Here is a 12,921-nt window from a genome sequence, read left to right as displayed (position 1 = left end):
AATCTATAAGAAGAAACAGTTATAAATTTATGTATAAAAGAGTTGTAGAAATATTGGGTGTAATGACTCTCTTGCTGGTAATGAATCACTGCACGGAATCCGTGTCCTATCAGGAGAGTGAACCGGATGAGACCGTACTTGTGCACATCGGCGAAAAGTCGATTTCTGTGAACGAGTTCATCCGCCGGGCTGAATATACCATGCGTCCCGACTATTGTATACGGGACAACTACGTCCATAAGAAGATCGTATTGAATTCATTAATTGCCGAGAAACTGTTCGCCATGGAGGTGGGAGAGGAGAATGAACTGGCAGAGAACGAAGAGTTTCAGGCATTCCTGAAGGGGCGCCGGGAACAGGCCATGCGCCAGTGGCTCCAATATGTCGAAACCGGACAGGATCCGGATGTGGATTCCAGTGAATTCCGGACGGTGTACTCCCAGGCCGGACGAGTCTATTCTGTGCAATACCTGAATATTCCCGGCGAGGAATATAGGGAGACATTGGCTCAGCGAATCAGGAAGAACGGGGAACTCACAGAGGTATATCAGGAATTATTTGGTGGTGCGGAAATTCCGACCAAAGAAGTCTCCTGGCAGGAGGCTTCTGTAAAATCGGTACATCAGGCGTTGTATGGCCAGCCAGTCCAAAGGGGTGATATCGTCGGCCCGGTTAAAATGCAGGAGGGCGTGGTTACGTTCCTGAAGGTGGAGGGCTGGACGGAGCGGAAAGTCATCGACGATCAGGGGATCCGGGATCGGAGAGATTTGGTCAGCCGGCGACTGGAAGGGTATGAAACGGCTGAACGCTTTGATGAGTTTGTCAAAGATATCATGGCTGGGAAGCAACTGGACTTCCAACCGGAAACCTTCTACGCACTGGTCGAGATCTTTGCCCCGGTCTATCTCCGGGATAAGGCAGAAAAGGAAGCGATGGCCAACGCCGTCTTTTGGAACGCCAAACAGGACAAAGAACTCTTCGATTCAGTCAGAGAATCCATAGATAAGTATCTGGATCACCCATTATTCCGTATTGAGGGTGAAGTGTGGACGGTTCGCGATTTTGAGGAGGCCATGAAATCACATCCCCTCGTATTCAGAACTAGGCAACTCAATCAGGAGAATTTCGCTGAACAGTTTCAGCTCGCGATTGTGGATTTGGTGCGCGACCATTATCTCACCCGGGAGGCATACCGGCGCGGATACGATCAGGTGAATATCGTCCGCCGGGATGAAGCCATGTGGGAAGACCAGATGGAATCTCTCTATCACCGCAACCAATACCTGACCAGAGCCGGGTTTTCCGGATCGTTCGGGAATGAATATATGGATGCCATTGAAAACTATTTAAATCCCTACGTGGATGAACTGCAGGAAAAATACGCCAAAGAAATCACAATCAATTTTGATGCATTTGAAAAAATTGAGCTAACCAGCATCGATATGTTTGCCACGCTGGAAAATGTGCCGTATCCGATTGCGGTTCCGAGTTTTCCTGTGTTAACCACCGATCACCAGCTGAATTACGGCAGGAAAGTCCAGTAACATGGCGTACTCCAGTATCACCAATCTGTATCTCAGTAAATTTATAAGGCCCTTTTTCATTATCCTGATTCTTGCCGTCACGCTAGAGGCCAAACCGTACCGTGGTGCAGAATTGCGAACGAATGAGGCATATACATATGGCCGGTTCGCGGTTCGGTACCAATCTGCTCCCGGCGCCGGACAAACCTCGACGTTCTTCACCTATCACGACGGCGGCATCGAATGGAATGAAATTGATATCGAAATCCTCGGGCGATACACAGATGATATTCAGTTTAATGCGATCACTCCAGGACAGACAAATAACGTAAACCATTCCTACACTGAGGATAATCCCCACATTGGGTTCCACACCTATGCCTTTGAGTGGACGCCCGACTATGTGGCCTGGTATATGGATGGCGAAGAGGTTTACCGACAGACCGGTGACCATGTTCAGACTCTGAACCACCCACAGAAGATCATGATGAATATCTGGCCACCCATGTATCCGGGCTGGGTAGGGGAACTGGATCCGGAAATACTGCCGGTATTCGCATATTACGACTGGGTGGAGTATGCCAGTTATACACCGGGAGAAGGCGATATCGGTACTGACAATAATTTTACCCACCAGTGGCACGACGATTTCGATTCCTGGAACCAAACCCGATGGAGTAAAGCCACGCATACCTGGGGTGGAAACAACAGCGATTTTACACCTGACAACGTGGTCTTCAAAGATGGCTACATGATTCTTTGCCTCACGGATGAAACGAATACGGGCTACCAGGATCAAAGTCCTCCAACCATTCTCTGGGCGCGTGGGTACGGTCACCAGGTGACTGCGAAATTTTCGGAGCCGGTGGATTCCACATCGGCTGAGATCGTATCAAATTATTCTATTTCGGGGATCACCGTGTCGGGCGTAGAACTCCAAGCGGACGGGCAAACAGTTGTCTTGTCAACCTCACTTTTGGATGAAACCAGCGACTATAGCTTGGTCTGTTTTAATGTGAAGGATACGCCACCGGGCGATAATAAGTTGCTTGGGGCGAATGTCCCCATTGTGATGAGCGCCGGAATGCAGGCACCGGTCCGAATCAATGTCGGTGGAAATGCACAGGACGAGTTTCTCGGTGATCAGCTCTGGACCCCGGAGGTCGATTATGGGTACGAAGATGGCAGTCCGGCGAGTCTCCCCTCGACATCCGAAATTAGCGGCACCGATCTGGATGCCGTGTATCGGGATGGCCGGCAGGGATTGGTGGCCTACCGAGTTCGGCTTCCCGGAAGGAAGTATACGGTTCGTCTGATGTTTTCGGAGAATCAATACACCGATGCCGCGTGGCGAACGTTTGATGTGTATATCGAAGGAAACCGGGTGGTGGATGACCTTGATTTGATCGAGGCGTCAGCCGCCAAAACGGCATTCGACGTTATCACGGAAGGCGTGACCGTGCGTGATGGGGTGCTGGATATTTTCTTCTCGGATGTTCACCATTCCAAACCTGTGTTGAACGGGATAGAGGTTTTGGAGGAAGAAACATCGGTGAATGGACACTCCCACAACCTCCCGCCAGCGTTTCGGATACAACCGGCGTACCCCAATCCGTTCAATGCGTCAACGACTTTAACCTATTCCCTGGGCTCTGACGGATCCGTGAGTGCTGAAGTGTTTAATCTGCAGGGACAGTCAATGGGAACGGTACTCAATACCCCGGCGGCTCCAGGTGTCCACACTATGCGCTGGAACGCGACGAATCTCGGCAGTGGTATTTACCTGATCCGGATACAGGCAATCGTCGAAAAAAAATTATACTCGAACACTCAAAAGATCGTATTGCTCAAATAGAAATACGTCATTATGTCAACTCCAAATACAGGAAGCACCATGAAGTCACGAAAAATTATGGCAATTGCAGCACTGGCGTTCGCCGTTGCGTTATTATCGTTCACCGGTTGCAGTAACAACGAGGTTATCGGAAAAGATACGGATGACGTTCCGACCTATAAAAATCCGGACGCTTCCGTCAATGATCGCGTTGAGGATCTGCTTGGTCGCATGACGCTGGCAGAAAAAGTCGGGCAAATGGCACAGCCGGATCAGGATTTCCTGGAATCGGACGAGGACATCACAAAGTACTATTTAGGCAGTGTTTTGAGCGGTGGAAGTTCCGATCCACCGAGCAATTCGCCGGAAGCCTGGACAAATATGTACGAACGCTACCAGAAGATGGCCATGAAAACCCGGCTACAGATCCCGCTGGTGTATGGTGTTGATGCGGTTCACGGACATAGTAATGTCATTGGCGCTGTCATTTTTCCGCATAATATCGGGCTGGGCGCAACCCGAAACCCATCTTTGGTAGAAGAAGTTTCGAAGATAACGGCGAGGGAAGTCGCCGGAACCGGAATCACATGGACGTTTGCTCCGTGTGTGGCTGTCCCCAGGGATGAGCGATGGGGGCGGACGTATGAAGGGTATTCGGAAGATCCGGCTCTCGTGGGCGAACTCGGTGCGGCCTCTGTTCGCGGCCTTCAGGGCGATTTTAGTGAAACCGGGAACATTATCTCCTGCACAAAACATTACGTCGGTGATGGCGGAACCGTTGGCGGGCAAGATCAGGGCGATACACAGGTGTCGGAACAGGAACTTCGTGATGTACATCTCGTGCCGTACCGTGATGCAATCGAAGCCGGTACCAAGACTATTATGGCATCGTACAGCAGCTGGAATGGAGAGAAACTTCACGGTCATGCCTATCTCATGAACGACATCCTGAAGGGCGAACTGGGTTTCCAGGGATTTATTATCTCGGATTACCGGGCGATTGACCAGCTGGAGGGCACCTACAAAGAGCAGATCGTCAAATCGATCAACGCCGGCATAGATATGGTGATGATTCCGGACCGGTTTAAAGAATTTATCAGCCTGCTGACCGAATCAGTCGAAGAAGGGGCAATATCCGAAGAGCGGATTGATGATGCTGTTACCCGGATTCTCCGGGTGAAGGTCGAGTCGGGTCTGTTTGAGCACCCGTTTGTTGATCCCTCGCTTTCGGCGGAGATCGGCTCAGATGCTCACCGGCAGGTCGCTCGCCAGGCGGTACGGGAGTCTATGGTCCTGCTGAAAAATGAGGGAGATGTATTACCGCTTTCCAAAGATATCGGCCGTATTCACGTGGCAGGCAAAAATGCCGACGACATTGGAAATCAGTGCGGCGGATGGACGATTGACTGGCAGGGCGGCAGCGGCAATATCACTGTGGGAACCACCATACTGGAAGGGATCCGCCAGGTGGCTGGTGAAGGAACTGAGGTGACATATTCCAGAGATGGTGATGGCGCGGATGGGGCCGATGTTGGTATCGTGGTCATCGGTGAAACGCCGTATGCGGAGGGCGAAGGTGATACACAATCTCTGGCACTGAGTTCGCTGGACGGACAGGCGCTGAACAATGTTCGAAGTGCTGGTATTCCGATGGTGGTAGTTTTGGTATCCGGCCGGCCGATGATTATCGGGCGGGAACTGAACAATTGGGACGCCTTTCTTGCTGCCTGGCTGCCGGGTACCGAAGGCGCCGGAGTCGCCGATGTGATCTTTGGTGACTATAATCCTACGGGAAAACTCTCGTACACCTGGCCACGGACCATGGAGCAGATCCCGATTAATGTAGGCGATGACAATATTAATCCGCTCTTTCCCTACGGATACGGATTAAGCTATTAAGGATTTACCATTGAATATGGGTAACACGCAATCTTCCTGTCAGCATTGGATTGTCCGTGCACAGAGTAAGATTCTGCTGTTCAGCGTGGTGATCATTCTTGCCATCGGATGCAGTAAAAATGGCGTGAGCGCCGAAAATGATGATACGCCAAATGTCGAGTTGGACAATTATGAGCTCATCTGGCAGGATGAATTCTCTGAGGATTTCATCGATCCCCGGAAGTGGAGCCATGAAGTCAACGGGGAAGGCGGCGGTAATAACGAACTCCAATACTACACGGACCGCACCCATAACTCCTATGTAGACAGCGGCGAACTCCACATCGTTGCCCGGCGGGAAACCTATACCGGCGATGATGGAACGCGTTATTTTACCTCAGCCCGGCTGCGTACTATGGGCAAGGGTGACTGGAAATACGGCCGGTTTGAAATCCGGGCAAAACTACCCCAGGGACAGGGGCTCTGGCCGGCTATCTGGATGCTTCCCACCGACTGGGTCTACGGTGGCTGGGCCGCCAGCGGCGAAATTGATATTATGGAGTCGCTCGGTCACGATCCAGACAGGGTCTACGGGACGCTCCACTATGGCGGGCAGTATCCGGATAATGTGCATACCGGAGATTCGTATACGCTCACATCCGGTACGTTTGCCGACAGCTTCCACGTCTTTCGCATGGACTGGGATTCCACGGAAATCCGATGGTATGTGGATGATGAACATTACCAGACCCAAACCCAATGGTATTCCGCGAACGGTGACTATCCCGCCCCGTTTGACAAACGGTTTCACCTGCTGCTGAATGTGGCAGTCGGCGGGGACTGGCCCGGCGATCCGGATGAAAGCACGAATTTTCCCCAGGAAATGGTCGTTGATTACGTTCGGGTCTATAAGCCGTTAGAAGAATAATTTTCTCATTTTACTCCAGAGCAGAACCGGCATTTACTCTCTCCTCTACACCGACAGCCGGTTCTGCCTGTTCGTCTTTTTTGAGAGCTGTTTAGCTACCCGGTTTTTCGTAGACTTCTTTCGCGTCGATCTGAAAAATAGTGCGATCCGGCAAGCTGACGGCACTGAGTCGTTTCCCGTACACACAGCCGGAATCCAACCCGATAACGCCCACCCGCACCAACAACCCTTGTCTCGCCCAGTGACCGAACACAACGAGCTTCTCCGACTCATGCAATTCGTACCATGCCGGATTGTCCGGGTTTTGAAGGTCTTCTCCATATCCGTCCCAGGTCCGGATGTTGGTCAGGATCTCCGGAGATACTTGGGAGGGATGTTTCCCCGGTGGGATCCCCGCATGTACAATGAGCGCGTCTTTCGTTTCGATGTAGAGCGGCAGGTTCCGCATCCAGTCCACCCAGTGTGTGTGTTCAGTTCCGAGTTGGCGTTTGACTTCTCGGAAACCTGATGTCTCCCGATAATTCCCGTCCATGTATTCGATAAATGCCAATTCGTGATTGCCGAGAATGACCTCGGCGCCCATCTCCTGCACATATTTTAGTACACCGAGCGAATCCGGTCCCTTGTTGATGAGATCACCGACGAAAATCAGCCGGTCGTCCGGGGAAGGCGAAATTTTCTCGATCAGACCCCGGAGTTCATCGATGCAGCCGTGGACATCTCCCACGACCACGGTTCTGGCCGATGTTGAATTAATGAAGGTATCTTTTCGGTTCATATCCAGAAATGTACCAACCGAATGCGGGGATGGAAAGCGACCTTCGGGGTTTGAGTTAATCGCTGAACCCGAGATAACCCCGACATCTTTGCGTGAGATTACAATGAATGCGGCCAGTGAAATCCTGCATTCGCAGGATATTTGGCACGCTATCTCGGTTCCGTACCCTCGGCAAATTCTTTGAACAGATCCATGTACTTTTGGGACTGTCTTTTAAATGCCCACGGCATGAGAAAGCCATTATATTTCATCGTGATTTTTAAAGCTGCGTAAACGGAAGATGGGAGCGTATTACTTTAATTTGGATTCAGGAAAAAATGGAGGTGTCTTTCTTCCTATTGATGATGATCCCGCTTCTCCACCTAACGACGGTGACCGTAGCTTTGAAACCTTCTACACAACAAAGGAAATATAGTACGGAGTTGGGAATGCTCTCCATCCAGGCCTGCGTAGAATCCCATCAGGGAGAAATCACAGTGAAGGACTCACCGTTAGAGTGCGGTATAAAATAATGTTGCCGAAGGTAGTGGAACTCGAATAATGAATAGTAAATTTTTTCGCGATTGGCTTTTTTCCTTTTGTTGCCTCAAATCAAAAAGTTGTAAAAATAATTTGCAAAGACTTCTAAGTTTTAATACGATGGTATCGGTACAGTAGTAAAAAAGTAATGCATTTTGTTTTCCAAAAGGGGATTGATAGAGTAAGAGGAGCCCCATGTTTCACTATTAGCTGTCAGTGATTAGTTAACTTTATCCCGCCATCCAGAAAACCACGTGTGTGAACCCGTGGATGAATGGTTTTCTGGGCGGGATTCCGCCCAGACTCCGCCAAATGGCGGAGTCAAAGCAGGAACCCCGGCTGTAAAGCCGGGGGGCTCCATTTACATCATCACATTGGCATAGGTAAAAGGTAACGGCAATTATCACTGAGTGTTGTTTTTAGAAAATAATAGATAGATAATTTGTACACCTCGCTGAGAATTACTATGAATTACCTTGGAATCATTGATTTAATACTAGAATTGTTTCGTTTAATACATACGTATATTTTCAATACTCATATCATTACAAAATCGTCTATTTTTATGTGACTGTAGGCATAAAATGTAAAATTGATTGGCTATTTGTTTTCTATATTTTTTACATAAATAAGGTAGAGGCTATTGAATTTAAATATTTTTAAGATCTGTGCATTGATCATGGTGGTTGTTCAGGGGCTCCTCATTCTTAATTGTAATAATAATCCGGTTGGGCCAAAAGAACAACAACCTGGACGCCGAGATTATGTGTGGGAGATCGATACTTTAGAAACCCCCTATAATTTCATGAAGGATATTTGGGGCGCTGCTCCCACTGATGTGTGGGTCGTGGGAGATGGAGGAAGTCGTACTAATCGGCTTTGGCATTTTGACGGCACGGTTTGGGAAGTGTATAACAAAGAACCCATATGGTGCGTTGGAAGAGCGTTACATAGTTTCAGCGCAGACAATATCTGGATGGGAGGCGGGGCCGGGTGGTTAAGTGAAGGAGCGGGTATTTGGCACTATAATGGAGAGGAGTGGAAAGAATTTGATGTGTATAATGTTGAGGAAGCAAATAATGTTAAAATAAATAGTATTCACGGGAAATCTCCAAGTAATATCTACGCCTGTGGAATCATTGCCTACGACCAAGAGTCAGAGGGGAGAGATTCTTTTCGTGGATTTATCCTGCATTATAATGGAAAAAGATGGGCAGAAGTCTACCGTGCTAGTTGGGAATCGCAGTTTTTAGAAATAATTCAAACAGAGCATGGAGTCTATGTTCATTCGTTTGAGAATTGGGAGACAGATACATTTTATAAATTAGCGGGGAGGAACCTCGACACCATATTATCTCGGTCAAACGCTGCAACAATGAATTTAATTGATGGGACCATCTATTTTATGACGAGCAGTAAGAAGATCTACCAAATTGGAGGAATCAATATCCCGTATAAACTATGGCAGACTTTCAATTTGGAAAATTTTAGGTATGAGGTGTATGGAAGGCACAAGGAGGATCTTTTTCTGCGAATGCTTGACGGGGTCGCACATTATAACGGGACTGATATCCAACAATTATATACATTCCCGGAACAGTCTCAGGCACGTATCATGTATGAACCAATGATTTTTAAAGAGGATGTATTTTTTACAATCAGGGACCCTTCTTTGGGGGTAATATCTAACATGATCCTGCACGGTAAACTACAAGAAGACAAGGAGGACTAAGGCTCGGCAGTAAGAAAAAAATGACCGGGGCATTGATTGGTGCACCGCCCCGGTCGACAGAATAGCCCGTGCAGGTTGGCGCCCTGTCACGAATACAAGAACTACCGTGTAAGTCCCATATAACCGGAGTCAACGCATGTTTCGTAAGATGCAACGCATTTTCTTTTTTCTGCTACTTATGCTCCTTAGTCTAATCTGGAGCTGCAAAGACAACCCCGTCACGCCAAAGGAGTTAGAACCCGGCCGGCGGGACTATATCTGGACGGTGGATACATTGGAGACGCCGTTTAACACCGTTCGGACTGTGTGGGGGAGTTCACCGACAGACGTCTGGGCAGTGGGACCCGGAGGGTCCAGAAAAAACCGGCTGTGGCACTATGATGGCACGGGATGGACGGTGTATAACAAGGAAGAGATTTGGTGTGCCGGCCAAACCCTGCATGGCTTCAGCGCCGATGATATCTGGATGGGGGGGCAGGCCGGCTGGCTGAGTGAGGGCGCGGGTATATGGCATTACGACGGAAGCGAGTGGCAAGAGGACTACGTATTTGATGTAGAAGAAGCATCCATTGTCTTAATATTCGATCTCCATGGAAAATCCCCGAATGACCTGTATGCGTGTGGTGTAATCGGATATGCACAGGAGCAAAAATCAACGAACCGGGGCTTCATTTTACATTACAATGGTAAAAAATGGAAAGAGGTGTATCGAGCGACATGGGAATCTCAGTTTTTAAGAGTTATTCAATCAAAAAATCACGTGTATATCTGGGCGTATGAGCATGGGGACACAGATACCTTTTATGAGATAAAAGAAAGTAAATTGGATACGGTGTTTTCCCGGCGCAATACAATAGCATTCATGAATTTAATTGATGAGAGGGTGTACTTTACGGTACGCCATAAAGTCCATTTAAATATTGACGACACCTTCCAACCGCAATGGACGTTTCCTGATGAAAATTTTGGCTATCAGGTCTGGGGCAGGCATTCCAAAGATGTGTTTGTCAGGATGTTAAATGGCGTTGCACATTATAACGGAGTGGATACCAAACAAATATATACTTTTCCCCCGGAATCCCAGGCACGCCTCTATGAACCGATGATTTTCAAGGATGACGTCTTTTTTCCCATGCGCGACCCTTCCTTAGGGGTAATCTCAAACATGATCCTACACGGAAAACTACAAGAAGACAAGGAGGACTAGGCCCGGCAGAAAGGAAAAAAATGACCGGAGCGGTGATTGGTGCACCGCCCCGGTCGACAGAATAGCCCGTGCAGGTTGGCACCCTACTCGGCAATCCAAACGGATTGCTGCGGCTTTTCTGTATTTAGTGTAAAAAGAAACCGTTCAAAAACAAAGGAGATTTGTCATGAAACGTTTTTGCACAGGAATATTGCTTTCGTTGTTTTTTGTCGGAAGTGCATTTAGTCAGTATTATGTGACAAAAACAACAACCTTGAATCCACCGTTAAAAAGTGCTGCACGGATAATCGACGATGAGGGGACTTCATATACGTATAGTACTGGTACTGGCAACTTAGGAAAGGAATCCGGAGAGAATATAGTATACCGATCATATATCGAATTTAACCTGTTCTTTAGCGACATTCCCGATATCGCTGAAATTGAAGAGGTCACAGTTGTCTACTATATGTATTCCGATACTGATGATCATTCCTTCAGGTTAACTAAACTCCCTGATGCCGAAACCGGACCAGGGGATTTATGGGTATCGGTAGATGATGGAAGCAAATTGGAAGAGACCTTACCGTATATGACGGGTGGTAATGACTCGAAAGTCTCAACATCCATCAGAGATGAGCTGGACAACTTAGTCGATGAAAGTGGGACTTTATACGTAGGTGTGATGTCAAATAATGAGGGCTCCAATAATTCGAAAGTTGTAAACCTGTCAATTTCCCTTGAAGTCGAATACACCTATGACGCCGAACTCAACCTGACCGCCATGAACGATTTTGATGGGCAATACAATGGAGGCGAAATCGGGGTGGGTGTGAATTCCGGGCCAATGACGAGAGAAGATAGTCCATATTATTTTAACGATCGATTAATCAAAGAAGGCGATAGAATCGATTTCAAAGCCTATGACAACCAGGACTGGGACGGGAAAACGTACTTCTTTAATGATACAGAATACGGAGAATATAGTAGTTGGTGGGATAAAGAAAGACCTGGCGGCGCTCCTACGCGCGAAAGTGATTACCAGGCTTACACCACTGACCCGCTCACCTTAGAGGATGACGGGGCAACGTTCACCGCCCATCTGGTCACTACTGACTACACAACCAGTGGTGCAATTACGAGCGACGAAACCTGGTTCACGCCGAATACTCTCACCGGTGATGTGGGAATTGCATCCGGCGCGACACTCACCGTGCTGGGAACCACGGTTGAAGCTCCCAGTGGTGTACAAATAAATGTGAGTGGAACACAAAATTCGGTAGCGAAGTTAAATGCCTTTGATGCAACATTCAGAGCAAGTAGTAGTTCATGGGGCGGTATTAGATTTAACGAGTATAGTGACGGATTAATTGAAGATTGTGAAATTTCTGATGCCAGTAACTCAGCGGTGTCAATCTATGATGCCTCACCAGAAATTGATGGGTGTACAATCGATGGTAGTAATACTGGGATCTTTGTGTCTGGGAGCAACGCCAATCCCCGAATCGAATATAATGATATTACCATGGACGGTGGAGGATCCGTCTATTTTACAAACTATGGAAGCAATTCATATTTTGTAGGGAATGAACTAAGGGCTCCAGATGGTTGGGGAGCCATTACTGTGTTCAATGGTGCCGTCTTGTCAGGTGTACGATATAATTACCTGGTTGATGGTTATTACCAATTATATGTAAATAACTCAAGCACAGCGAATTTACATAATAATTATTGGTGCGAACCCAATGGGTATACTACTGCCAATATCTACGCGGCGGATTACTCTACGGTTGATGCTGACCATAACTATTTTCCAGATAATAATCCGCAGGTGCTATACTACAATTCGACCGTGGATTATTCTTATTATGGTTCGTCGAATTACGTATGTGGAACTTTAGGAAAACGTGCTTTGAACGAGGAGGGTGATGCCACAGAAACTTCTGATTCTGAATCTGTTACGGAATCTGCCGATTTAAATAAAGGCTGGAAGGCATTCAATGAACGGAAATTCCATGAAGCTCTGCAAATCTTTAAAGGTGTGTTAGCTTCATCGAAAAATAAGACAGCCTCAACCCAAGCCATCCAGGGACTAGCCCATGCATTTACAAATACTAAAGATCAGACGGCCCAAAAAATACTCCTCAGATTGGCTGAAAAACCGGGTCCCCTCCAGCCGGCCGCTCTGATGGCTATGGTTCATGTATATCGGGTATTAGGAAACAAAGATGCTGCTCTACGAACTGCCACCAACCTTTATAAAAAGTTCCCGGAAACCACCCAAGCAAATTTTGGGCGCAAAGCGGCTCTCTACCTTCTTTGGGAAATGGGGCGGAACGAGGAGGCGGCAAACCTTTTGAATACCATAGAGGTTGAAAATGAATGGGAAATTGTAGAATTGGCTGGTAATATCTTTTTCTTAGTTGGAATTCGGGGAAAAAGAGAGAGGTTCCTCAACTGCCCATTGGTTACATTTGAATGGGAAAATTCAATCACCAAGTTCAGGAGGAACCTCATGACAAAGATATCTCAAGACGAGTCAA

General features: G+C 47.7%; 8 protein-coding genes. 7 read left to right on the top strand and 1 reads right to left on the bottom strand.

Annotation, left to right across the window (positions count from 1 at the left end):
* Nucleotides 1–29: 29 nt before the first annotated feature.
* Genes K9N57_16145 through K9N57_16130 form a run of 4 tightly spaced genes read left to right on the top strand, consistent with a single transcriptional unit; the run spans nt 30 to nt 6,163 of the window.
* Nucleotides 30–1,544 (top strand): hypothetical protein, encoded by a 1,515-nt coding sequence (locus tag K9N57_16145; protein ID MCF7805716.1) that lies wholly within the window; start codon nt 30–32, stop codon nt 1,542–1,544.
* A gap of 1 nt (nt 1,545) precedes the next feature.
* Entirely contained in the window at nt 1,546–3,378 is a 1,833-nt protein-coding gene (locus K9N57_16140) for a family 16 glycosylhydrolase (protein MCF7805715.1), read from the top strand.
* 57 nt (nt 3,379–3,435) lie between these two features.
* A complete protein-coding gene (locus tag K9N57_16135) occupies nt 3,436–5,256 on the top strand; it encodes a glycoside hydrolase family 3 C-terminal domain-containing protein (protein ID MCF7805714.1) in 1,821 nt (606 codons plus the stop codon).
* A 16-nt stretch (nt 5,257–5,272) separates the two neighbouring features.
* Nucleotides 5,273–6,163 carry a glycoside hydrolase family 16 protein gene (locus K9N57_16130; protein ID MCF7805713.1) on the top strand — a complete coding sequence of 297 codons (891 nt, stop codon included), beginning with the start codon at nt 5,273–5,275 and terminating at the stop codon, nt 6,161–6,163.
* 91 nt (nt 6,164–6,254) lie between these two features.
* Here K9N57_16130 and K9N57_16125 read toward each other — a convergent pair whose 3' ends face one another.
* The gene (locus K9N57_16125) at nt 6,255–6,941 is read right to left on the bottom strand and encodes a metallophosphoesterase (GenBank protein ID MCF7805712.1); all 687 of its coding nucleotides are present in this window, start codon (nt 6,939–6,941) and stop codon (nt 6,255–6,257) included.
* A 1,162-nt stretch (nt 6,942–8,103) separates the two neighbouring features.
* Between K9N57_16125 and K9N57_16120 the strand changes: the two genes are divergently transcribed.
* The 3 genes from K9N57_16120 to K9N57_16110 all read left to right on the top strand — a co-directional run.
* Nucleotides 8,104–9,192 carry a hypothetical protein gene (locus tag K9N57_16120; GenBank protein MCF7805711.1) on the top strand — a complete coding sequence of 363 codons (1,089 nt, stop codon included), beginning with the start codon at nt 8,104–8,106 and terminating at the stop codon, nt 9,190–9,192.
* A 136-nt stretch (nt 9,193–9,328) separates the two neighbouring features.
* The gene (locus K9N57_16115; protein MCF7805710.1) at nt 9,329–10,399 is read left to right on the top strand and encodes a hypothetical protein; all 1,071 of its coding nucleotides are present in this window, start codon (nt 9,329–9,331) and stop codon (nt 10,397–10,399) included.
* Between the two features lie 166 nt (nt 10,400–10,565).
* The coding region (locus tag K9N57_16110; GenBank protein MCF7805709.1) for a right-handed parallel beta-helix repeat-containing protein at nt 10,566–12,921 on the top strand (2,356 nt) is incomplete at its 3' end.

The sequence above is a fragment of the Candidatus Neomarinimicrobiota bacterium genome (assembly GCA_021734025.1).
Lineage (GTDB): Bacteria > Fidelibacterota > JAANXI01 > JAANXI01 > JAANXI01 > JAANXI01.
Note: the sequence above shows the minus strand (reverse complement) of the source record. Positions and strands in the feature narration are given on the sequence as shown.

Coding starts and splice junctions, on each gene's coding strand:
- K9N57_16140 (MCF7805715.1), top strand. CDS start 1,546: ATGGCGTACTCCAGTATCACCAATCTGTATCTCAGTAAATTTATAAGG.
- K9N57_16125 (MCF7805712.1), bottom strand. CDS start 6,941: ATGAACCGAAAAGATACCTTCATTAATTCAACATCGGCCAGAACCGTG.
- K9N57_16115 (MCF7805710.1), top strand. CDS start 9,329: ATGTTTCGTAAGATGCAACGCATTTTCTTTTTTCTGCTACTTATGCTC.
- K9N57_16130 (MCF7805713.1), top strand. CDS start 5,273: ATGGGTAACACGCAATCTTCCTGTCAGCATTGGATTGTCCGTGCACAG.
- K9N57_16135 (MCF7805714.1), top strand. CDS start 3,436: ATGGCAATTGCAGCACTGGCGTTCGCCGTTGCGTTATTATCGTTCACC.
- K9N57_16145 (MCF7805716.1), top strand. CDS start 30: ATGTATAAAAGAGTTGTAGAAATATTGGGTGTAATGACTCTCTTGCTG.